We start from the raw sequence: 21,523 nt of genomic DNA, 5'->3' as shown, positions 1-21,523 counted from the left end.
GTCGTCGGAATGTGCGTCCACGCATGGTAACGATGCGCGCCGAGGGGAAGTGCCGCGGAGGCGGTCACAAGATCGGTCGCAAGGCGAGGGCGCCCTGGATATGCCCCTATCCGGGGATGCTGTTCAGTACGTCACAAAGACGAGGCTTCTGCACGGTGGAGAGGTGGGCGCCGGTGCAGGGAATGAGCAAGGAACGAGCAGAAGCCGGGTGCCCGTAGACGTCGCCGCGGTCGGGCGCTTAATGTCGCGGCGGCCCGGCGCCCGGGCCACGTACCCTTTTCTGTTGTGCCGAACGCCAACGATGACACTTCCTCTGCCCTGAGCCAGGTGCAGCAGCGCGCGGTGAGCGAACTGCTGCGAGTGGCCCCCGTCGCCGACGACCTCGCGCGCCGCTTCCAGGAGGCCGGGTTCTCGCTCGCCCTGGTCGGCGGCTCGGTCCGGGACGCGCTGCTCGGCCGGCTCGGCAACGACCTGGACTTCACGACCGACGCCCGTCCCGAGGACGTCCTGAAGATCGTGCGGCCCTGGGCGGACGCGGTGTGGGACGTCGGCATCGCCTTCGGCACGGTCGGCGCCCAGAAGCAGGCCCGCGTCGGAGACGCCGATCGCTCCTTCCAGATCGAGGTGACGACCTACCGGTCCGAGGCCTACGACCGCACCTCGCGCAAGCCCGAGGTGTCGTACGGCGACTCCATCGAGGACGACCTCGTCCGCCGGGACTTCACCGTCAACGCAATGGCGGTGGCCCTGCCCGAGAAGAGGTTCATCGACCCGCACGGCGGCCTGGAGGACCTCGCGGCGGGCATGCTGCGCACCCCCGGAACGCCTGAGGAGTCCTTCTCCGACGACCCGCTGCGCATGATGCGGGCCGCGCGTTTCGCCGCCCAGCTCGACTTCGACGTCGCCCCCGAGGTCGTCACGGCGATGAAGGAAATGGCCGGGCGTATCGAGATCGTCTCTGCCGAACGCGTACGGGACGAGCTCAACAAGCTGATCCTCTCCGCCCACCCGCGCAAGGGCCTGTCCCTTCTCGTCGACACGGGGATCGCCGACCGGGTGCTGCCCGAGGTGCCGGCCCTGCGGCTGGAGAGCGACGAGCACCACCGGCACAAGGACGTCTACGACCACACGCTGATCGTCCTGGAACAGGCGATGGCTCTGGAGGAGAACGGCCCCGACCTCACACTGCGCCTGGCCGCGCTGCTGCACGACATCGGCAAGCCGCGCACCCGGCGCTTCGAGAAGGACGGCCGGGTCTCCTTCCACCACCACGAGGTGGTCGGCGCGAAGATGACCAAGAAGCGCATGACCGCCCTGAAGTACTCCAACGAGCTGGTGAAGGACGTCTCCCGTCTCGTCGAGCTGCACCTGCGGTTCCACGGCTACGGCACCAGCGGGTGGACGGACTCTGCGGTCCGCCGTTACGTCCGCGATGCCGGGCCTCTCCTCGACCGCCTCCACAAGCTCACCCGCTCCGACTGCACCACACGCAACAAGCGCAAGGCGACCGCTCTCTCCCGCGCCTATGACGGCCTGGAGAAGCGCATCGCCCAGCTGCAGGAGCAGGAGGAGCTGGACGCGATCCGCCCGGACCTGGACGGCAACCAGATCATGGAGATCCTGGGCATCAAGCCCGGACCGGCCGTCGGCCACGCCTACAAGCACATGCTGGAGCTCCGCCTGGAGAACGGTCCGATGGGGCACGACGCGGCGGTGGCGGCCCTCAAGGAATGGTGGGCCGAGCAGGGCTGAGCACATGCGGCGGGGTGATGTTTCACGTGAAACATCACCCCGAGACGCGAGAGGGGCGACGTTTCACGTGAAACGTCGCCCCTCCGTCGTGAGTCGAGCGGTGTGCTACTTGCTTTCCTTCAGGCAGAGCACCACGTCGTGACCGCCGCCGTACTGGACGTACGAGATCGTCGCGTCGGTGACGGCCTGGCACTTGTCCTCGTCGGTGGAGCCGTCGAACTTCTGGACCACCTTGTACTGCGCCTCACTGGACGAGCAGTCGACCTCCTTGAGGTCCGGATCGGTCATCGTGCCGTTGTTGTGCATGCACGCGCCCACCGAGGTGGTCTCCGCGTCGTCGCGGCCCAGGAACCAGCCCAGCCCCAGGGCGCCACCGAACTTCAGCAGGGCGACGATGACGGCGACGAGGATGCCGCCCACGATGCGCAGCGTCTTCTTGCCACCGCGCCTCGTCGGCGCGGGCGGCGGCGGAACCGGCGCGCCCTGCTGCTGCGGGAACGGGGCGTAGGGCTGCTGCGGGGGGTACGGCTGGCCGGGCTGCTGCCCCATCGGAGCGGAGGGCGCCTGGGCGTACGGGTTCTGGCCCTGGGGCGGCGGAGTGGTCACGTGGGAGTCCCCCTGGAACGTAGGCAGGATGACGCGGACATGGCGTCGAAATAAGACGCACGTAAGCTACAGCCCGCCAGTGACAACCCAGTACTCCGTAGGGGGTCTGTGTCATTGATGTGACACTTACTGGCGTTCAAACCGGGCCATAGCTCCCGCAACGACCCCGTAGATGACGGCCACCGTGACGACGAGCACGGCCGAGCGGCCGTCCGGCGGCAGCATCAGCGCGGCGACGCCCGCGGCGCCCACGAAGGCGACGTTGAACAACACGTCGTACACGGAGAAGACCCGGCCGCGGAAACCGTCCTCGATCACCGACTGCACGATCGTGTCCGTGGCGATCTTCGCCCCCTGGGTGGTCAGCCCGAGGACGAAGGCCGCGACCAGCAGCGGGCCGATGGCGAAGGGCAAGCCGAGGGCGGCCTCCAGGACGGCGGCCGCGCCGGCGCACACGGCGATCCAGCGGGCCGGGCCCAGCCGTCCCGCCGCCCAAGGGGTCACGACCGCCGCGGTGAAGAACCCGGCACCGGAGAAGCCCAGTGCCAGCCCGAGCAGGCGCAGGCCCTCACCGGTGCCGGACGACAGGCCGTAGCGGCACAGCATCAGCACCATGACCGTCAGCGCGCCGTAGCAGAACCGCATCAGCGTCATCGAGGCCAGCGCTCGGGCCGCCGCCCTGCGGGGTGGCGCCGCGAGATGGCGGACGCCCGCCGCCAGCTCGCGTGCGGTGCCGGTCAGCGCGGCGCCCAGCCGCGGCCGGGCCGGGCCACGGTCGGGGCCGAGCAGTTCCGGAGCCATGAGCAGAGACACGAGGGCCGAGCACAGATAGAGGACGGCGCCGAGCAGCACCACGGCCGCGTCGGAGTCCGCACCCACCAGGCGCACGAGGAAGGCGAGACCGCCGCCTGCGAAGGCGGCCAGGGAGCCCGCCGTGGGCGACAGGGAGTTGGCCATCACCAGCCGCTCGGCGTCGACCACCCGTGGCAGTGCCGCGGACAGCCCCGCCAGGACGAAGCGGTTGACGGCGGTGACGCACAGCGCCGAGACATAGAACAGCCAGTCCGGGACGGTGGCCACCATCAGCACGGCCGTCGCCGCCGCCATCACCGCGCGCACGAGATTGCCGTACAGGAAGACCTGGCGGCGCCGCCAGCGGTCCAGCAGGACCCCGGCGAAGGGGCCGACCAGGGAGTAGGGCAGCAGCAGCACCGCCATCGCCGAGGCGACCGCGGCGGCCGAGGCCTGATGCTCCGGGGAGAAGACGACGTAGGTGGCCAGCGCGACCTGATACACGCCGTCGGCGCCCTGGGAGAGCAGCCGTATGGCGAGAAGGCGCCGGAAATCCTTGAAGCGCAGCAGGACGCGCAGGTCACGGACGACGGCCATGAGGCACAGCCTCACATATGGGAAGGGTCCCCGGGTCCGGTACGTGTGGCGTACCCGGCCCGGGGACCCAACAGCCCTGGCAGGAGCGGTTTTTCAGCGCTCGACGTCGCCGCGGATGAACTTCTCGACGTTCTCGCGGGCCTCGTCGTCGAAGTACTGGACCGGCGGGGACTTCATGAAGTAGGAGGACGCCGACAGGATCGGGCCGCCGATGCCCCGGTCCTTGGCGATCTTCGCGGCGCGCAGGGCGTCGATGATGACACCGGCGGAGTTCGGGGAGTCCCAGACCTCGAGCTTGTACTCGAGGTTCAGCGGGACGTCACCGAAGGCGCGGCCCTCGAGGCGGACGTAGGCCCACTTGCGGTCGTCGAGCCATGCCACGTAGTCGGACGGGCCGATGTGGACGTTCTTCTCGCCGAGGTCCCGGTCGGGGATCTGGGAGGTGACGGCCTGGGTCTTGGAGATCTTCTTGGACTCCAGGCGCTCGCGCTCGAGCATGTTCTTGAAGTCCATGTTGCCGCCGACGTTCAGCTGCATCGTGCGGTCCAGGATGACGCCGCGGTCCTCGAACAGCTTCGCCATGACGCGGTGCGTGATGGTGGCGCCGACCTGGGACTTGATGTCGTCACCGACGATCGGCACGCCCGCCTCGGTGAACTTGTCCGCCCACTCCTTGGTGCCGGCGATGAAGACCGGGAGGGCGTTGACGAAGGCGACCTTGGCGTCGATGGCGCACTGGGCGTAGAACTTCGCCGCGTCCTCGGAGCCGACCGGCAGGTAGCAGACCAGGACGTCGACCTGCTTGTCCTTGAGGACCTGGACGACGTCGACCGGCTCCTCGGCGGACTCCTCGATGGTCTGGCGGTAGTACTTGCCGAGACCGTCCAGGGTGTGGCCGCGCTGCACCGTCACACCGGTGGAGGGGACGTCGCAGATCTTGATGGTGTTGTTCTCGGACGCGCCGATGGCGTCCGCGAGGTCCAGGCCGACCTTCTTCGCGTCGACGTCGAACGCGGCGACGAACTCGACGTCCCGCACGTGGTAGTCGCCGAACTGCACGTGCATGAGGCCCGGGACCTTGGACGCCGGGTCGGCGTCCTTGTAGTACTCGACGCCCTGCACCAGCGATGCGGCGCAGTTGCCCACGCCGACGATGGCTACGCGAACCGAACCCATTCCGGTTGCTCCCTGTGTGTACTCGGTGAAGCCCCGACGGGACCTCACGTGGCGGTGTCGCCGGGCGTATCCGGCCGGGAAGGATCCCCGGTCCGGGGCAGGCCGCCCGTCGCTCCATTGGTGGTGTCCTGCTGAGCGGTCCCCCCGGTGGCGGAACCCTTCAGGTCCCGTCCGGCCCGCTCGCTCTCGATGAGCTCGTTCAGCCAGCGCACTTCGCGCTCCACGGACTCCATTCCGTGGCGCTGGAGCTCGAGGGTGTAGTCGTCGAGGCGCTCCCGGGTGCGCGCGAGGGAGGCACTCATCTTCTCCAGGCGCTCCTCCAGCCGACTGCGGCGGCCCTCGAGCACGCGCATGCGTACGTCGCGCGACGTCTGCCCGAAGAAGGCGAAGCGCGCGGCGAAGTGCTCGTCGTCGTACGTGTCGGGGCCCGTCTGGGAGAGCAGCTCCTCGAAGTGCTCCTTACCTTCTGCCGTCAACCGGTAGACGATCTTGGCGCGACGTCCCGCGAGTGCAGCGGCGACGGTGTCCTCGGCGGTGCTCCCCGGCTCCTCGATCAACCAGCCGTTCGCGACCAGCGTCTTGAGGCAGGGGTAGAGCGTCCCGTAGCTGAACGCACGGAACACACCCAGTGACGTATTGAGTCGTTTGCGCAGTTCATAGCCGTGCATCGGGGACTCGCGGAGCAGGCCGAGTACGGCGAACTCGAGGATTCCGGAACGCCGGCCCACTGTCGCCTCCTCTCTGCCGCGACCCGGTGGTGGCGGGCCACTCCGGGTGCCGTGACGGTCTTTATGTCGCCCTGATGTATCGACTCGATACATCACGACGATAGAACGGCGCCGCGCATGCGACAAGGGGTGACATGGTGAACGGGATCACATCACTGTTTCGGTGCAGGCAAGTTGCCTGATTTGGGGTGAACTTCGGGACCCGGTGGGTTTTGGCGGTGCGTAGTCTGTGCGCCATGCAGACCTCCGGGAACCGAGTGACGCCTGGGGACGTCCTCGTCCCTGGTGCAGTACGGGTGAATGCGCGACCGACCACATCCGTACTTCGGGGGGACCGGAAACCAGCCGCCGTTTCCAGGCGCGCAAAGGTGCGCCTGCCCGAGGAGTAGTCGTTCGATGAGCGAGCACCGTCGCAAACCGCAGCAGCCGCAGGGAGGCGGACGTGCCGCGGCCCGACGCGGCCAGTCCGGTTCGTCCTCCGGCCGCCGTGCGGCACCGCGAGGCGCCACCGGGTCACCTGCCGACTCCTATGGGTCCACGTCCTACGGGTCGGGCTCGTACGGTGCGGGAGGTGAGGGCCGCCCGTACGGCGGGCGCGCCGAGGCACGCCGGGCGGCGCAGAGAAGCGGTGGCCGGCGCAGAGGGGGCGGCCCCGGCGGCCCGAACGGGCCGGGGCGCGGCCGGGGCCGCACGGCTCCCCCCGCCAGGAAGCGGTTCATCGACTACCCGCGCGCGGGCAAGTATGGCTGGCAGCGCTGGGTGCCGTCCTGGAAGCTGGTCTCCGGACTGTTCATCGGCTTCATCGGGAGCCTGGTGGCCGTGGCGGGCATCGGCTACGCGATGGTGAGCGTGCCCAACGTCGCCCAGACCGCGACGGCGCAGAACAACGTCTACCTCTGGTCCGACGGGTCGCAGATGGTTGCGACGGGCGGTGAGACGAACCGCCAGATCGTCAACCTCTCGCACATCCCCGAGGCGATGCGGTGGGCGGTCATCTCGCAGGAGAACAAGACCTTCTACACCGACAGTGGCATCGACCCCAAGGGCATCGCCCGAGCGGTCTTCAACATGGCCACCGGTGGTCAGACGCAGGGTGGTTCCACGATCACCCAGCAGTACGTCAAGAACGCGCGACTGGACGACCAGTCCCAGACGGTCTCCCGCAAGTTCAAGGAGATCTTCATCTCGATCAAGGTGGGCGCCACCGTCAAGAAGGACGACATCCTGGCCGGCTACCTGAACTCGGCGTACTACGGCCGGGGGGCGTACGGGATCGAGGCTGCAGCGCGCGCGTACTTCAACAAGGACTCCGACAAGCTGAATCCCGGCGAGTGTGCCTTCCTCGCGGCCATGCTCAAGGGCGCCACGTACTACGACCCCGCCGGCTCCGTGTCCATCGACCCGACCGCCACGCCCCAGGCGAACACCCGCCGCGCCACGGCACAGATGCAGGACACCCTCGACAAGATGGTCAAGTACGGCCATCTGAGCGCCACCGAGCGGGCCAAGTACACCGGGTTCCCCCACTGGGAGAACCCGCGGTCCAACACCAGGCTGAGCGGTCAGATCGGATACCTGGTCGACCTGGCCAACAGCTATCTGGTATCCCACAGCGACGAGACGGGGATCACCCAGGAGAAGCTGCAGCTGGGCGGTTATAGGATCAAGACGACCTTCGACAAGACGAAGGTCAACCAGCTCAAGGACGCGGTCGAGAAGGTCCAGAAGGCCAACATCAAGCCCAAGGAGCGACCGGACACCGACACCCACGTCCAGTTCGGCGGGGCTTCGGTGGACCCGGCAACCGGGGCCATCAAGGCGATCTACGGCGGCGAGGACTGGACGAAGCACTTCACCGACAACGCCGACGCCACCGGCGCGCAGGTGGGTTCGACCTTCAAGCCGTTCGTGCTGGCGGCGGCCATGCGGGACGGTGTCCGCGACCCGCACAAGGACCCAGTACAGGCGCAGGACGAACGCACCCAGGTCTCGCCCAAGAGCCGCTTCAGCGGCAAGAACAAGCTCAAGATCAAGGACTACGACGGGACGGTCTGGAAGAACGAGAAGGGCGAGGAGTGGCTGCAGACCAACGACGGCAATGAGTCCTACGGGCAGCCGCCGAACTACATGATCGATCTGCGCGAGGCGATGCGGGAGTCGGTGAACTCCGCGTTCGTGCAGCTCGGCATGGACGTCGGCCTGGACAAGGTCAAGCAGGCGGCCCTGGACGCGGGCCTGAAGGAGGACAGCCTGGCCGGCACCAGCTACCCGTCCTTCTCCATCGGCATCTCCGACCCCAGCGCGATCCGCATGGCCGGCGCCTACGCCACCTTCGCGGCCAGCGGCAAGCAGAACGATCCGTACTCCGTCGTTCAGGTCGACAGCAAGGACGGGCCGGTCTACAAGCACAAGAGCAACACGAAGCAGGCCTTCACCGCGGCGGTCGCCGACAATGTGACGGACGTCCTCAAGACCGTCGTCGAGAAGGGAACGGGTACCAACGCCCAGCTGCCCGGTCGCGACGTGGCAGGCAAGACCGGTACCACCGACGGCAACAAGTCCGCCTGGTTCGTGGGCTACACTCCGCAGCTGTCCACCGCGATCAGCATGTTCCGGCTGGACGACAACGAGAAGAACAAGTCGCGCACCTTCCTGGAGATGTACGGAACGGGCGGCCAGAAGAAGATCCACGGTGCCTCGTTCCCGGCTCAGATCTGGCACGACTACATGTTCCAGGCGCTCAAGGGCCAGCCGGCCGAGCCGTTCCCGACGCCCGAGCCCATCGGGGAGATCGTCAACGCCGCTCCCAGCCCCACGCCCACTCCCTCGGCCACTCAGAGCCAGGAGTCGAGCCCGACGCCGACGCCCACGCCCAGCGCGACGAACAGCCCGTCGCCCACGCCGTCCCAGTCGAACTGTGGCTTCTTCGGCTGCTCGGACACCGGCGGTCAGAACGGCGGCAACGGCAACGGAGGCAATGGCACAGGCGGCACGGACGGAGGCTTCCCCAGCTCGACACCCACCGCCACGGATACCAGCACCCAAAGCACCACCCGAGGCAATGGAAACGGGGGCTTCTTCGGAGGCACGGGCAATTAGCCGTGAAGCCGTGAGCCCGGGATCCGGCGCCGTCCGGTAAGGACGTTTCACGTGAAACATGGGCCGTCGCACCGTCGAGGTGCGGCGGCCCACGGCTTTTCCGAGACACGTACGGCAGGATGGCGGCATGCCCAGTGCTGAATCGACGCAAGCGAGCGTGCATGAGCCCGCCCCCGGCCCGGTGCGGCCGACCAGGGAGGACGAGGTCGCCGCGGCCGGCAGCGAGCTGATCGGCGGTCCTGCCGGGCGGCGCGCCCTGCTCGGGACGTCCTGGTGGACTCCGGTGCGGGTCGTCGCGCTCGTCGCGATCGGCATGTTCGCCCTCGGACTGGTCCAGAAGGCGCCCTGCTACCACAGCGCATGGTTCTTCGGGGCCAGCTCTCAGTACACGAAGGCCTGCTACTCGGACATCCCGCACCTCTACCAGGGGCGCGGCTTCGCCGACGGTCTCGTGCCCTACTTCGACAAGCTCACCGGCGACATGCCGTATCTCGAGTATCCGGTGCTGACCGGTGTGTTCATGGAGGTGGCCTCCTGGCTGACCCCGCACAGCGGCACCATCCAGCACCAGGAGCAGTGGTACTGGATGGTCAACGCCGGGATGCTGATGGTCTGCGCGGCCGTCATCGCCGTCTGTGTGGTCCGCACGCATGCCCGGCGGCCCTGGGACGGTCTGCTGGTGGCCCTGGCGCCGGCCTTCGCGCTGACCGCGACCATCAACTGGGACCTGCTGGCGGTCGCCCTGACGGCCGCCGCGATGCTGATGTGGTCCCGGCGGCGCTCCCTCGCCTTCGGCGTCCTCCTGGGGCTCGCCACGGCCGCCAAGCTCTACCCGGTGCTCCTGCTCGGCCCCCTGCTCGTGCTGTGCTGGCGCGCGGGCCGATGGCGGGACTTCGGCAAGGCCCTGGCGGGTGCGGTCGTCGCCTGGCTGGTGGTGAACGTGCCGGTGATGGCCTTCGCCTCCGACGGCTGGTGGCAGTTCTACCGGTTCAGCCACGACCGGGGCGTCGACTTCGGATCCTTCTGGCTGATCTGGGCCCAGAACTCCAGCAGTCCGCCCAGCATCGACTTCGTCAACACCGTGGCTACGCTGCTCGTGGTGCTGTGCTTCCTCGGCATCGCGGCGCTGGCTCTGTTCGCTCCTCGCCGCCCGCGCTTCGCCCAGCTGGCCTTCCTGGTGGTGGCGGCGTTCATCCTCACCAACAAGGTCTATTCACCGCAGTACGTGCTGTGGCTGGTCCCGCTCGCGGTGCTGGCCCGCCCGAAGTGGCGGGACTTCCTGATCTGGCAGGCCTGCGAGGTGGCGTACTTCCTCGGTATCTGGATGTACCTCGCGTACACGACCAGCGGGGACGCGCACAAGGGACTGCCGACCCACGGCTACCAGTGGGCGATCGCCGTGCATCTGGCGGGGACGGTGTACCTGTGCGCGATCGTCGTCCGCGACATCCTGATGCCGGAGCGGGACGTGGTGCGCCAGGGCGGGGACGACGATCCCTCGGGGGGTGTGCTCGACGGCGCGCCGGATGCCTTCGTCCTCGGCACCTCGGGTCATTCCCGGCTCCACGCGGCACACTTCGGCGGGCCTCCGGTGGAGTGGGGCAGTCGGATCCCGGCGCCACCCGACGACCGTTCGCTGTGAGCGAACGGCGCTGAGGAGCTTCAGGAAGAGCGAAGGCCGTACACGGTAAGCATCGTGTACGGCCTTCGGCGTAGCTGGGCCGCTCAGCGGTCCACGAGCCGGTCGAACTGCGTGGTGGTGTGCCGCAGATGGGCCACCAGTTCGTCCCCGACCTTCGGCTCCGGCGCGTCCGAGGGCACGAACAGGATGGAGACCTGCATGTGCGGGGGCTCGGCGAACCAGCGCTGCTTGCCGCCCCAGACGAACGGCGAGAGGTTCCGGTTCACCGTGGCCAGCCCGGCCCGTGCCACGCCCTTGGCGCGCGGCATGACGCCGTGCAGCGCCTTGGGCGCCTCCAGGCCCACTCCGTGCGACGTGCCGCCCGCCACGACGACGAGGAAGCCGTCGGAGGCCGCCTTCTGCTGGCGGTAGCCGAAGCGGTCGCCCTTGGCCACCCGTGTGACGTCCAGGACCGCGCCGCGGTACTCGGTGGCCTCGTGGTCGCCGAGCCACAGCCGCGTGCCGATGCGGGCGCGGAACCGGGTCTGCGGGAACTGCTGCTGCAGCCGGGCGAGCTCTTCGGCCTTGAGGTGGCTGACGAACATCGTGTGCAGCGGAAGCCGCGCCGCGCGCAGCCGGTCCATCCAGCCGATGACCTCCTCGACGGCGTCCGAGCCGTCGGTGCGGTCCAGCGGCAGGTGGATGGCGAAGCCTTCCAGGCGGACGTTCTCGATGGCGGCGTGCAGCTGGGGCAACTCCTGCTCGCTGACGCCGTGCCGCTTCATCGAGGACATCACCTCGATGACGACACGCGCCCCGACGAGGCCGTACACGCCGTCGATCGACGACACCGAGCGGATCACCCGGTCGGGCAGCGGCACGGGCTCCTCGCCGCGCCGGTAGGGGGTCAGCACCAGCAGGTCGCCACCGAACCAGTCCTTGATCCGCGCGGCCTCGTAGGTCGTGCCGACGGCGAGGACGTCCGAGCCGAGCCGGGTGGCCTCCTCCGCCAGCCGCTCGTGGCCGAAGCCGTAGCCGTTGCCCTTGCAGACCGGGACCAGCCCCGGGAACTGCTCCTGCACGTGCTTGTGGTGCGCCCGCCAGCGCGCGGTGTCGACGTAGAGCGTGAGCGCCATGGCCGGACCCGGAACCTTTCTCGTGGCTGCGGTGAATCAGAAGTGTGGGAATTGCCGACGGTGTCGAAGCGGAGCAACGGTGTCGACGCGGAGAACGCGAGGTCAGCGACGCGACATGTAGATGTCGAGCGCCTTGTGGAGCAGCTTGTTCAGCGGGAAGTCCCACTCGCCGAGGTACTCGGCGGCCTGCCCGCCGGTGCCGACCTTGAACTGGATCAGGCCGAACAGGTGGTCGGTCTCGTCCAGCGAGTCGGAGATGCCGCGCAGGTCGTAGACCGTGGCGCCGAGGGCGTAGGCGTCCCGCAGCATCCGCCACTGCATCGCGTTCGAAGGACGGACCTCACGGCCGATGTTGTCGGAGGCCCCGTAGGAGTACCAGACGTGGCCACCGACGATCAGCATCGTCGCCGCGGCCAGGTTCACGCCGTTGTGCCGGGCGAAGTACAGCCGCATGCGGTTGGGGTCCTCCGAGTTGAGGGCCATCCACATGCGCTGGAAGTACGACAGCGGGCGCGGCCGGAAGTGGTCGCGCACGGCCGTGATCTCGTACAGCCGCTGCCACTCCTCCAGGTCGTGGTAGCCGCCCTGGACGACCTCGACGCCCGCCTTCTCGGCCTTCTTGATGTTGCGGCGCCACAGCTGGTTGAAGTTCTTGTGCACCTCTTCCAGGGACCGGTTGGCGAGCGGCACCTGGAAGACGTAGCGGGGCTGTACGTCGCCGAAGCCGGCGCCCCCGTCCTCGCCCTGCTGCCAGCCCATACGGCGCAGCTTGTCGGCGACCTCGAAGGCGCGGGGCTCGATGAAGTCGGCCTCGAGGTCGCGCAGGCGCTTGACGTCGGAGTCCTGGATGCCCCTCTTGATGGTCTCCGAGCTCCAGCGGCGGATGATCACCGGCGGGCCCATCTTCACCGAGAAGGCACCCTGCTGCTTCAGGTGCGCCAGCATCGGCTGGATCCAGTCGTCGAGGTTCGGCGCGAACCAGTTGATGACCGGGCCCTCGGGCAGATAGGCGAGGTAGCGCTTGATCTTGGGCAGCTGACGGTAGAGGACCAGGCCGGCACCGACCATCTCGCCGGTACGGTCGTCGAACCAGCCGAGATTCTCCGAGCGCCACTCCGCCTTGACGTCCGCCCATGCCGGGACCTGCATGTGACTCGCCGCCGGCAGACTCTGGATGTAGGCCAGATGCTGCTCTCGACTGATGGTCCTCAGGGTCAGGCTCATTCGGGGCGCTCCTCGGGCTGGCGTGTCCCCATGGGTTCAGGGGCTCCGGCTCTCGCGCCGAAGCCTACTGCGCCCCGGGAGCGCGCACTCTGGCCGCACGCAACCTTCGCCCCGGCCCATTGCCTGGCCGGGGCGTGCTGCGGGTCGGACGGACGGCGCCCGCGGGGTCGGGCGGACGCCGTCCGGGACAGGAGCGGCCGGGATGCCCGGCGTCAGCTGATGACGCCGCCGAAGAGGCCGCCGTGTGCCATGCCGAGGAAGAAGCCGATCGCGGCGGCGCCGAGGCCGAGGATCAGCCCGAAGCGTTCGCGTGTGGTCACGGAGACCCACTGGCCGTACGCCCCGGTGAGGATGCCCGCCAGTCCGGCCCAGGAGCTCACCAGATGCAGGTTGTGGAAGAGGAGCCCGGTGATGAAGGCGAGCACACCCAGCACCAGGGTCACCGCGAGCAGGGTGTCCTGCAGCGGATGGGACTTGCCGTCCGTGGCGAAAAGCCCGTTGCTCGCGGCGGTGTTCGGTCGCATCGTCTGTGCCATGGGGCACCTCCAGCGAAAAGCGGCGCATCGTAGCGCCGTGCACACCCGAGGTGTCCAGGTTGCCGGGTCCTGCGCCCCGATTTCAACCGGAAGCGGGGGTGCGGGTAGTCTGTACCGTCTGCACTCGTGTCTGCCCGGACCGAAGCCAGGGCAACCTGGGGACGGCCCGGAGATTCCGTCGGCCGACCCCGATTGTCAGTGCCGGCTGATTTACTGGCAAGCACGATTGCGTACGCATCACAACCCTCCTGCCACGGAACGACCGTGGCCGCTGAGTCCAAAGGAGGTGGGTTCCACATGCGTCACTACGAGGTGATGGTCATCCTCGACCCCGACGTCGAGGAGCGCGCTGTCTCCCCGCTGATCGAGAACTTCCTCTCTGTCGTCCGTGACGGCGGCGGAAAGGTCGAGAAGGTCGACACCTGGGGCCGTCGTCGTCTCGCGTACGAGATCAAGAAGAAGCCCGAGGGCATCTACTCGGTCATCGACCTGCAGGCCGAGCCTGCGGTCGTCAAGGAGCTCGACCGCCAGATGAACCTGAACGAGTCGGTCCTCCGGACCAAGGTCCTCCGCCCCGAGACCCACTGAGCCCTCCCGCTCAGCCGGTCTCGGGATTCGAGTAGCAGCACAAGCAGCCAGCAGCACACCCGCCGAGAGGTTCCCCATGGCAGGCGAGACCGTCATCACGGTCGTCGGCAATCTTGTCGACGACCCCGAGCTGCGCTTCACCCCCTCCGGTGCGGCGGTCGCGAAGTTCCGTGTCGCGTCCACCCCCCGCACCTTCGACCGTCAGACGAACGAGTGGAAGGACGGCGAAAGCCTCTTCCTGACCTGCTCGGTCTGGCGGCAGGCGGCGGAGAACGTCGCCGAGTCGCTCCAGCGAGGCATGCGCGTCATCGTGCAGGGCCGGCTGAAGCAGCGGTCCTACGAGGACCGTGAGGGCGTCAAGCGCACGGTCTACGAACTGGACGTCGAGGAAGTCGGCGCCAGCCTGCGCAACGCAACGGCCAAGGTCACCAAGACCGCCGGCCGCGGTGGGCAGGGCCAGGGCGGTTACGGCGGCGGTGGCGGCCAGGGTGGCGGCGGCTGGGGCGGCGGCCCCGGTGGCGGTCAGCAGGGCGGTGCTCCCGCCGACGACCCGTGGGCGACCGGCGCTCCCGCCGGTGGCAACCAGGGCGGCGGCTGGGGTGGCGGCTCCGGCGGCGGTGGCGGCTACTCGGACGAGCCCCCCTTCTAGGCCTTGCGGCCGGCCTTCCGGGGCCGGGCCCGGGTCGGGTGGGCCGTACCCACACTTCTTGATCACACAGGAGAAACACCATGGCGAAGCCGCCTGTGCGCAAGCCTAAGAAGAAGGTCTGCGCTTTCTGCAAGGACAAGGTCACGTACGTGGACTACAAGGACACGAACATGCTGCGGAAGTTCATTTCCGACCGCGGCAAGATCCGTGCCCGCCGCGTGACCGGCAACTGCACGCAGCACCAGCGTGACGTCGCCACGGCCGTGAAGAACAGCCGTGAGATGGCGCTGCTGCCCTACACGTCCACCGCGCGCTAAGGGAAGGGTGACCTACTCATGAAGATCATCCTCACCCACGAGGTCTCCGGCCTCGGTGCCGCGGGCGACGTCGTCGACGTCAAGGACGGCTACGCTCGCAACTACCTGATCCCGCGGAAGTTCGCGATCCGCTGGACCAAGGGTGGCGAGAAGGACGTCGAGCAGATCCGTCGTGCTCGCAAGATCCACGAGATCCAGACCATCGAGCAGGCCAACCAGGTCAAGGCCCAGCTCGAGGGCGTGAAGGTCCGTCTGGCCGTTCGCTCCGGCGACGCCGGCCGTCTCTTCGGTTCCGTCACCCCGGCCGACGTCGCTTCGGCGATCAAGGCCGCCGGTGGTCCCGAGGTCGACAAGCGTCGCATCGAGCTGGGTGCGCCGATCAAGACCCTGGGCGCCCACGAGACGTCCGTGCGTCTGCACCCCGAGGTTGCCGCCAAGGTCAGCATCGAGGTCGTCGCCGCCTGAGTGCTGCGCGCTGCTTGAGCAGTCGGGAAAGGGGCCGCACCCATCGAGGGTGCGGCCCCTTTCCACGGGTGTGGTTCCACGGGCGTCGTGTCCGCGATTTTCCACGGCCGTCACTCGCGATGCGGCGCCGGGTGTTTCACGTGAAACATGACAGGCACGGTGTTTCACGTGAAACGGTCAGCGCGTCGCACCGGTGACTACCCAGCGGCCCGAACGCGAGCGCAGCCACAGGGTCAGCAATCGCACGGTCATCATCAGCGTCATCGCAGCCCAGAGGGCGGTGAGTCCGCCTCCGAGGATGGGCACGAGCAGCGCCACCGGCGTGAAGACCAAGAGGGTCACCAGCATGGCGCCCGCGAGATAAGGCCCGTCTCCGGCACCCATCAGCACACCGTCGAGCACAAAGACCACGCCGCAGATCGGCTGGGAGAGCGCCACCATGAGCAGCGCGGGCAGCGCTGCGTCCTTGACCACGGCGTCGCTGGTGAACAGAGGCAGGAAGAGCGGGCGGCTCGTCAACACGAGGAACCCGAGGACGACCCCGACCGCCATGCCCCACTGGACCATGCGGCGGCAGGCCTCGCGCGCGCCCTGGGGATCGTCGGCGCCGAGGTAGCGCCCGATGATCGCCTGCCCGGCGATCGCGATCGCGTCGAGCGCGAAGGCGAGCAGGCTCCACAGGGACAGGATGATCTGGTGGGCGGCGATGTCCGCGTCGCCGAGCCGGGCCGCGACCGCCGTGGCGATCATCAGGATGGCCCGTAGCGAGAGGGTGCGGACGAGGAGGGGAACTCCGGCCTGTGCGGACGCCCTGATGCCGGCGGCGTCCGGACGCAGAGAGGCAGAGTGTCTACGGGCTCCGCGGATGACCACGGTGAGGTAGACGGCGGCCATGCCCCACTGGGCGATGACGGTGCCCCAGGCGGAACCTGCGATGCCGAGTCCGGCGCCGTAGACGAGGCCTGCGTTGAGGGCGGCGTTGGCGATGAAGCCGGCGACGGCGACGTAGAGCGGCGTCCGGGTGTCCTGCAGTCCACGCAGCACACCCGTGGCGGCGAGCACCACGAGCATGGCCGGGATGCCCAGGGCGGAGATGCGCAGATACGTCGTCGCGTACGGAGCTGCCGTGTGCGAGGAGCCGAAGAGGTCGACCAGGACGGGTGCCGTGGGCAGGACGACGGTGATGACGGCGGCGCCGAGCAGCAGGGCCAGCCAGATGCCGTCCATGCCTTGGCGGATGGCGGCCTGGAGGTCGCCCGCGCCGACACGTCGCGAGACGGCGGCCGTGGTGGCGTAGGCGAGGAAGACGAAGACGCTGACGGCGGTCGTCAGCAGGGCCGAGGCGACACCGAGTCCGGCGAGCTGCGCCGTTCCGAGGTGGCCGACGATGGCGCTGTCGGCCATGACGAAGAGCGGCTCGGCGACGAGGGCGCCGAAGGCCGGGACGGCCAGCGCGACGATCTCTCGGTCGTGCTGGCGTCGGCCGGCCGTGGGGCGTGCGGGGGCCTGTGTCATGGGCACCAATCTAATCGTCCACAGGTAAGTGACGCAAAGGTCTTGCACCCCTTACTTGGTGTCTCGTGCTGCGCACTTGTACGCACCGTTCGAACCGATCTTGGTCCGACGGGGAAAGTTTTTCTTCTGCACAGCCAGTGGACGGCAACTGTGCAGGTCAGATGGGTTCTGGGGAATTCGGCGAGGTCTTGTTCACAGCACTGTCCACCGGGTCGTGCACAGGTTTGGGGGAGTTCTCCACAGCATCCGGTCGCTCGTCCACATGGCCTGTGGATAACCAGATTGGCTGACGGTGCCCGGGGGCCTACCGTAGTCCGGCGCGCGCTCCGTCCGCAGGCTTCCAAACCGTCATAAAAAGACGGGCCAGAAGCGGAGTCGGGCTTCTCGAATTGTCAGTGCCGTGCCGTAGAAATGAGGGGCACGGCGAGGTCCGCTCGGCGGACGGGAGGAGGTCGCTCGGTGAGCATTTCCGAGCCCTTGGACGACCCGTGGGCCGACAGCGGACCCAGCGATCGTCTGCCCGCCTCCCGGCGTCGGCCCGACCAGGTCCGCGGCCGCGACGAACAGCACGACCGTGGCCCGGACGACGGCAAGTGGGACAGCGGCTCGTCGTTCGAGCGCGTCCCCCCGCAGGATCTGGACGCGGAGCAGTCCGTCCTCGGTGGGATGCTCCTGTCCAAGGACGCCATCGCCGATGTCGTCGAGATCCTCAAGGGCCACGACTTCTACAAGCCCGCGCACGAGACGATCTACCAGGCCATCCTCGACGTCTATGCCAAGGGCGAGCCGGCCGACCCCATCACCATCGCCGCCGAGCTCACCAAGCGCGGCGAGATCAACAAGGTGGGCGGTGCCTCGTATCTGCACTCCCTCGTGCAGACCGTGCCCACGGCGGCGAACGCCGCGTACTACGCGGAGATCGTCCACGAGCGCGCGGTCCTGCGCCGCCTGGTCGAAGCGGGTACGCGGATCACACAGATGGGATACGCGGCCGACGACGACGTCGACGAGATCGTCAACCGCGCCCAGGCCGAGATCTACGCCGTCACCGAACAGCGCACCAGCGAGGACTATCTGCCGCTGGGCGACATCATGGAGGGCGCGCTCGACGAGATCGAGGCGATCGGCTCGCGCAGCGGGGAGATGACCGGTGTGCCCACCGGGTTCACCGACTTCGACTCGCTGACGAACGGCCTGCACCCGGGGCAGATGATCGTCATCGCCGCACGGCCCGCGATGGGTAAGTCGACGCTCGCGCTGGACTTCGCGCGGGCCGCGTCGATCAAGCACAACCTGCCGAGCGTCATCTTCTCCCTGGAGATGGGCCGCAACGAGATCGCGATGCGTCTGCTGTCCGCGGAGGCCCGGGTCGCCCTGCACCACATGCGCTCGGGCACGATGACCGACGAGGACTGGACGCGGCTGGCCCGCCGCATGCCGGACGTCTCGGCTGCCCCGCTCTACATCGACGACTCCCCGAACCTGTCGATGATGGAGATCCGCGCCAAGTGCCGGCGCCTGAAACAGCGCAACGACCTCAAGCTGGTCGTCATCGACTACCTCCAGCTGATGCAGTCCGGTGGCTCCAAGCGCGCCGAGAGCCGCCAGCAGGAGGTCTCGGACATGTCCCGCAACCTCAAGCTGCTGGCCAAGGAGCTGGAGATCCCGGTCATCGCGCTCTCCCAGCTCAACCGTGGCCCCGAGCAGCGCACGGACAAGAAGCCGATGGTCTCCGACCTGCGCGAGTCCGGCTCCATCGAGCAGGACGCCGACATGGTCATCCTGCTCCATCGCGAGGACGCCTACGAGAAGGAGTCGCCGCGCGCCGGCGAGGCCGACCTGATCGTGGCCAAGCACCGAAACGGCCCGACGGCGACGATCACGGTCGCCTTCCAGGGCCATTACTCGCGGTTCGTGGACATGGCGCAGACCTGACCGGTGCTCATGTGGGGTCCCGGATTCAAGCCGCCCCAAGCCATGAGACAGCTGGAAGCTGCTCAGCGCCTCGTCTCGTATCTGGTCAGGACCACGCCGCCGGGAAACGTCCGCGTCTCCACCAGGTTCAGGTTCACCCAGCTGTCCAGCGCGGTGAAGAACGGCGTGCCGCCGCCCACCAGGACCGGATGGGCGACGATCACGTACTCGTCGATCAGCCCGGCGCGCATGGCCGCCCCGGCAAGCGTTGCGCCGCCGATGTTCATTGGGCCGCCGTCCTCGGCCTTGAGCCGGGTGATCTCGGCGATCGCGTCGCCGGTGACCAGGCGGGTGTTCCAGTCGACCTTGTCGATCGTCGAGGAGAACACCACCTTCGGCGTGTCCCGCCAGTTCCGCGCGAACTCGATCTCCGCCGGGGTGGCGTTGGGCTGCTGGTCGCCGGTCGGCCAGTAGGAGCTCATCGTCTCCCACAGCTTGCGCCCGTACAGCGACAGGGCACTCGCCTGCTCGTGGTCGAGCCAGCACTGGAACAGCTCGTGGCTCGGCGGTCCGCTCCAGCCGATGTCGTCGCCGGCCGCGGCGATGTAGCCGTCCAGGGTCAGGTTCATGCCGTAGATCAGTTTCCGCATGGCCGAGCCTTCCGTCCGTGGGTGTCCGGCCTATAGACCAGCGCGGCTCGGGAAACTCATCGGTGCGCGATCCGGGCTCGTCGGCAGGCCTCGTGCTCGGGGCTCAGCGCGGTGTACTCGGCCGACACGGGCAAGCCGACTGATCTCGACCTCGCCGGGGCGGGTGGCCACCACTGCCCAGGCCGGCCGTCGCGGGTGAAATCCGCTCGACGTGCACGGGTGTACCGGATGGACTGAGGGCATGACGACACCTCAGGACGAGCTGCTTCCGAGTACCCGCCGGGCCCTGCTGCACCGGATCGCGGTCGCCCAGGCCGAGGGACGGGCACCGTCGCTCGTCGCCGCGGTCGCCCGTGGTGGGCGGACGGTCTGGCACGGCGCGCGGACCTCGGTGGACGGGCATGCGCCGGACGAGAACACGCAGTACCGCATCGGCTCGATCACCAAGACCTTCACCGCCGTGCTCGTGCTGCGCCTGCGCGACGAGGGCCTCCTCGATCTCGTGGACCCACTGGAGAAGCATCTGCCGGGAACCGGTGCGGGGGAGGCGACGATCGGGGATCTGCTGGCGCACACCGGCGGCCTGGCCGCCGAGTCGCCCGCACCCTGGTGGGAGAGGACCCCTGGAACACTTCGCCCCGAACTCGCCGACGTGCTCGGCGAGAAGCCGCTGCGGCACCCGGTCGGACGACGGTTCCACTACTCCAATCCCGGCTACACCGTCCTGGGCGCGCTCGTCGAGAAGCTGCGCGGCGCCGCGTGGGAGGACGTCCTTCGGCGGGAAGTACTCGAACCCCTGGGGCTGCAGCGGACAAGCACTCGACCTCAGGCGCCCCATGCCGGTGGCTGGGCGGTGCACCCGTGGGCCGACGTGATGCTGCCCGAGCCCGCCGAAGACCTCGGCCGGATGGCCCCGGCCGGACAACTCTGGTCCACCACGGCCGACCTGGCCCGGTTCGCCGTCTTCCTCGTCCAGGGGGACGACCGGGTGCTGAGCGCCGAGTCGCTGCGCGAGATGCGGCAGCCGTCGGCCCCGCCCGAGGACGTGGACGTGGTGACGGGGTACGCCTACGGTCTGGGACTGGAGCTGCGGCGGTCGGGCGAGCGGCTGCTGGTGGGGCACTCGGGGTCGCTGCCGGGCTTTCTCGCCTTCCTCACCGTCGCCGTGGAGGACGACGTGGCCGCCGTTGTACTGGCCAACTGCACCTCAGGCGTGCCGCTGGCCACCGTGGGTGCGGATCTGGTCCGCATCGTCGCCGACGCCGAACCGCGGATTCCGGAGCCCTGGCGGCCGCTGCCGGAGGTGGAGCCGTCCGTGCTGGAGCTGGCGGGGCAGTGGTACTGGGGGACGTACGGCTTCGGCCTGCGGCTGACGGCCGACGGGCTCATCTCCCTGGAGCCGCTGTCCGGCACCGGCCGGCGTTCGCGATTCCGGGCGAACGGTGACGGTACCTGGACCGGGCTGGAGGGGTACTACGCCGGAGAGCTGCTGCGGCCCGTACGGCGGCCCGACGGCTCCGTGGACCATCTGGACCTCGGGTCCTTCGTGTTCACGCGGCAGCCCTACGACGAGAACGCGTCGGTTCCCGGTGGAGTCGATCCGGAGGGGTGGCGGGGCATCGGGTAGCCCGCCTCTCGCTGAGGGGGCCTGTTTCACGTGAAACAGGCCCCCTCAGCGCCTTTGCAGCGGGAGTTCGTCGCTACAGCGGAAGCTTGAAGCCGATGTGTGAGGCCTCGAATCCGAGCCGCTCGTAAAAGCGGTGCGCATCGGTACGTGTTCGGTCGGACGTGAGCTGCACCAACTGACAGCCCTGGCGCCGGGACTCCGCGATCGCCCACTCGATCAGCTGGGTGCCCAGCCCGCTTCCCCGCTCGTCGGCATGGATGCGTACGGCCTCGATGATCGAGCGTGTCGCCCCCCGCCGCGACAGGCCGGGGATGACCGTCAGCTGAAGTGTGCCGACGACGCGGCCCTCGCGGGCGGCGACGACCAGGTGCTGGTTCGGGTCCGCGCTGAGCCGTTCCAGTGCGGCCAGGTACGGGGCGAGGTCGTCGGGGGACTCCCGCTGGGCGCCCAGCGGGTCGTCCGCGAGCATGGCGACGATGGCCGAGACGTCGTCGGTGACGGCCTTCCGTATCTCAAGATCTCCCATGGCCG

Annotated in this window: 19 protein-coding genes; 9 read left to right on the top strand and 10 right to left on the bottom strand. The window is 68.6% G+C overall.

The features are described 5' to 3' along the window. Positions 1-285 precede the first annotated feature (285 nt). Positions 286-1,752: a CCA tRNA nucleotidyltransferase gene (locus IE318_RS21545; protein ID WP_189902719.1), complete on the top strand. Its 1,467-nt coding sequence runs from the start codon at positions 286-288 to the stop codon at positions 1,750-1,752. A 105-nt stretch (positions 1,753-1,857) separates the two neighbouring features. Here IE318_RS21545 and IE318_RS21540 read toward each other — a convergent pair whose 3' ends face one another. The 4 genes from IE318_RS21540 to IE318_RS21525 all read right to left on the bottom strand — a co-directional run bounded on the left by IE318_RS21540 (position 1,858) and on the right by IE318_RS21525 (position 5,651). Continuing rightward, the gene (locus IE318_RS21540; protein WP_030168541.1) at positions 1,858-2,358 is read right to left on the bottom strand and encodes an LppU/SCO3897 family protein; all 501 of its coding nucleotides are present in this window, start codon (positions 2,356-2,358) and stop codon (positions 1,858-1,860) included. A gap of 126 nt (positions 2,359-2,484) precedes the next feature. Then, positions 2,485-3,747, bottom strand: coding sequence for an MFS transporter (locus IE318_RS21535; RefSeq protein ID WP_189902717.1), 1,263 nt, complete (start codon positions 3,745-3,747; stop codon positions 2,485-2,487). Positions 3,748-3,840: 93 nt separating this feature from the next. Then, positions 3,841-4,923, bottom strand: a complete 1,083-nt coding sequence (locus IE318_RS21530) for an inositol-3-phosphate synthase (protein ID WP_030168547.1) — start codon at positions 4,921-4,923, stop codon at positions 3,841-3,843. 44 nt (positions 4,924-4,967) lie between these two features. Continuing rightward, positions 4,968-5,651 (bottom strand): PadR family transcriptional regulator, encoded by a 684-nt coding sequence (locus tag IE318_RS21525; protein ID WP_030168549.1) that lies wholly within the window; start codon positions 5,649-5,651, stop codon positions 4,968-4,970. A 396-nt stretch (positions 5,652-6,047) separates the two neighbouring features. On the opposite strand from IE318_RS21525, the gene IE318_RS21520 reads away from it, so the two are divergent. Beyond that, positions 6,048-8,750, top strand: a complete 2,703-nt coding sequence (locus tag IE318_RS21520; protein ID WP_189902715.1) for a transglycosylase domain-containing protein — start codon at positions 6,048-6,050, stop codon at positions 8,748-8,750. Between the two features lie 127 nt (positions 8,751-8,877). Continuing rightward, a complete protein-coding gene (locus IE318_RS21515; RefSeq protein ID WP_189902713.1) occupies positions 8,878-10,392 on the top strand; it encodes a glycosyltransferase family 87 protein in 1,515 nt (504 codons plus the stop codon). Positions 10,393-10,475: 83 nt separating this feature from the next. Here the strand turns inward: IE318_RS21515 and IE318_RS21510 are convergent, their stop codons facing one another. From IE318_RS21510 to IE318_RS21500, 3 genes are all read right to left on the bottom strand, one after another. Further along, positions 10,476-11,507 carry an alanine racemase gene (locus tag IE318_RS21510; RefSeq protein ID WP_030168558.1) on the bottom strand — a complete coding sequence of 344 codons (1,032 nt, stop codon included), beginning with the start codon at positions 11,505-11,507 and terminating at the stop codon, positions 10,476-10,478. A 102-nt stretch (positions 11,508-11,609) separates the two neighbouring features. Next, a complete protein-coding gene (gene femX, locus IE318_RS21505; protein WP_030168561.1) occupies positions 11,610-12,731 on the bottom strand; it encodes a peptidoglycan bridge formation glycyltransferase FemX in 1,122 nt (373 codons plus the stop codon). Between the two features lie 212 nt (positions 12,732-12,943). After that, positions 12,944-13,267 (bottom strand): hypothetical protein, encoded by a 324-nt coding sequence (locus IE318_RS21500; RefSeq protein ID WP_189902711.1) that lies wholly within the window; start codon positions 13,265-13,267, stop codon positions 12,944-12,946. 297 nt (positions 13,268-13,564) lie between these two features. On the opposite strand from IE318_RS21500, the gene rpsF reads away from it, so the two are divergent. The 4 genes from rpsF to rplI all read left to right on the top strand — a co-directional run bounded on the left by rpsF (position 13,565) and on the right by rplI (position 15,286). Then, the gene (gene rpsF, locus IE318_RS21495; RefSeq protein ID WP_003991486.1) at positions 13,565-13,855 is read left to right on the top strand and encodes a 30S ribosomal protein S6; all 291 of its coding nucleotides are present in this window, start codon (positions 13,565-13,567) and stop codon (positions 13,853-13,855) included. A 76-nt stretch (positions 13,856-13,931) separates the two neighbouring features. Continuing rightward, positions 13,932-14,504 carry a single-stranded DNA-binding protein gene (locus IE318_RS21490; protein WP_189902707.1) on the top strand — a complete coding sequence of 191 codons (573 nt, stop codon included), beginning with the start codon at positions 13,932-13,934 and terminating at the stop codon, positions 14,502-14,504. Between the two features lie 80 nt (positions 14,505-14,584). Next, positions 14,585-14,821 (top strand): 30S ribosomal protein S18, encoded by a 237-nt coding sequence (gene rpsR / locus IE318_RS21485; protein WP_003949403.1) that lies wholly within the window; start codon positions 14,585-14,587, stop codon positions 14,819-14,821. A gap of 18 nt (positions 14,822-14,839) precedes the next feature. After that, positions 14,840-15,286 (top strand): 50S ribosomal protein L9, encoded by a 447-nt coding sequence (gene rplI, locus IE318_RS21480; RefSeq protein ID WP_030168569.1) that lies wholly within the window; start codon positions 14,840-14,842, stop codon positions 15,284-15,286. A gap of 177 nt (positions 15,287-15,463) precedes the next feature. On the opposite strand, the gene IE318_RS21475 is transcribed toward rplI, so the two are convergent. Continuing rightward, positions 15,464-16,801 carry an MATE family efflux transporter gene (locus IE318_RS21475; RefSeq protein WP_189902705.1) on the bottom strand — a complete coding sequence of 446 codons (1,338 nt, stop codon included), beginning with the start codon at positions 16,799-16,801 and terminating at the stop codon, positions 15,464-15,466. Between the two features lie 459 nt (positions 16,802-17,260). On the opposite strand from IE318_RS21475, the gene dnaB reads away from it, so the two are divergent. After that, a complete protein-coding gene (dnaB, locus tag IE318_RS21470; RefSeq protein ID WP_030168573.1) occupies positions 17,261-18,736 on the top strand; it encodes a replicative DNA helicase in 1,476 nt (491 codons plus the stop codon). Between the two features lie 62 nt (positions 18,737-18,798). Here dnaB and IE318_RS21465 read toward each other — a convergent pair whose 3' ends face one another. Continuing rightward, entirely contained in the window at positions 18,799-19,365 is a 567-nt protein-coding gene (locus tag IE318_RS21465) for a dihydrofolate reductase family protein (RefSeq protein WP_189902703.1), read from the bottom strand. A 241-nt stretch (positions 19,366-19,606) separates the two neighbouring features. Here IE318_RS21465 and IE318_RS21460 point away from each other — a divergent pair, with 241 nt between their 5' ends. Next, positions 19,607-20,992: a serine hydrolase domain-containing protein gene (locus IE318_RS21460; RefSeq protein ID WP_189902701.1), complete on the top strand. Its 1,386-nt coding sequence runs from the start codon at positions 19,607-19,609 to the stop codon at positions 20,990-20,992. A 73-nt stretch (positions 20,993-21,065) separates the two neighbouring features. On the opposite strand, the gene IE318_RS21455 is transcribed toward IE318_RS21460, so the two are convergent. Continuing rightward, positions 21,066-21,518 (bottom strand): GNAT family N-acetyltransferase, encoded by a 453-nt coding sequence (locus IE318_RS21455; RefSeq protein ID WP_189902699.1) that lies wholly within the window; start codon positions 21,516-21,518, stop codon positions 21,066-21,068. Between the last annotated feature and the right edge of the window lie 5 nt (positions 21,519-21,523).

The sequence above is a fragment of the Streptomyces spiralis genome (assembly GCF_014654675.1).
Taxonomy (GTDB): Bacteria; Actinomycetota; Actinomycetes; order Streptomycetales; family Streptomycetaceae; genus Streptomyces; species Streptomyces spiralis.
This window is presented reverse-complemented; position numbering and strand designations above follow the sequence as displayed.

Bases quoted from the DNA above. Each gene is read 5' to 3' on its own strand.
- IE318_RS21530 (WP_030168547.1), bottom strand. From the start codon at position 4,923: ATGGGTTCGGTTCGCGTAGCCATCGTCGGCGTGGGCAACTGCGCCGCA.
- IE318_RS21535 (WP_189902717.1), bottom strand. From the start codon at position 3,747: ATGGCCGTCGTCCGTGACCTGCGCGTCCTGCTGCGCTTCAAGGATTTC.
- rplI (WP_030168569.1), top strand. From the start codon at position 14,840: ATGAAGATCATCCTCACCCACGAGGTCTCCGGCCTCGGTGCCGCGGGC.
- rpsR (WP_003949403.1), top strand. From the start codon at position 14,585: ATGGCGAAGCCGCCTGTGCGCAAGCCTAAGAAGAAGGTCTGCGCTTTC.
- IE318_RS21460 (WP_189902701.1), top strand. From the start codon at position 19,607: ATGACGACACCTCAGGACGAGCTGCTTCCGAGTACCCGCCGGGCCCTG.
- IE318_RS21465 (WP_189902703.1), bottom strand. From the start codon at position 19,365: ATGCGGAAACTGATCTACGGCATGAACCTGACCCTGGACGGCTACATC.
- IE318_RS21455 (WP_189902699.1), bottom strand. From the start codon at position 21,518: ATGGGAGATCTTGAGATACGGAAGGCCGTCACCGACGACGTCTCGGCC.
- IE318_RS21490 (WP_189902707.1), top strand. From the start codon at position 13,932: ATGGCAGGCGAGACCGTCATCACGGTCGTCGGCAATCTTGTCGACGAC.
- IE318_RS21475 (WP_189902705.1), bottom strand. From the start codon at position 16,801: ATGACACAGGCCCCCGCACGCCCCACGGCCGGCCGACGCCAGCACGAC.
- IE318_RS21510 (WP_030168558.1), bottom strand. From the start codon at position 11,507: ATGGCGCTCACGCTCTACGTCGACACCGCGCGCTGGCGGGCGCACCAC.
- IE318_RS21500 (WP_189902711.1), bottom strand. From the start codon at position 13,267: ATGGCACAGACGATGCGACCGAACACCGCCGCGAGCAACGGGCTTTTC.
- IE318_RS21520 (WP_189902715.1), top strand. From the start codon at position 6,048: ATGAGCGAGCACCGTCGCAAACCGCAGCAGCCGCAGGGAGGCGGACGT.
- IE318_RS21515 (WP_189902713.1), top strand. From the start codon at position 8,878: ATGCCCAGTGCTGAATCGACGCAAGCGAGCGTGCATGAGCCCGCCCCC.
- rpsF (WP_003991486.1), top strand. From the start codon at position 13,565: ATGCGTCACTACGAGGTGATGGTCATCCTCGACCCCGACGTCGAGGAG.
- femX (WP_030168561.1), bottom strand. From the start codon at position 12,731: ATGAGCCTGACCCTGAGGACCATCAGTCGAGAGCAGCATCTGGCCTAC.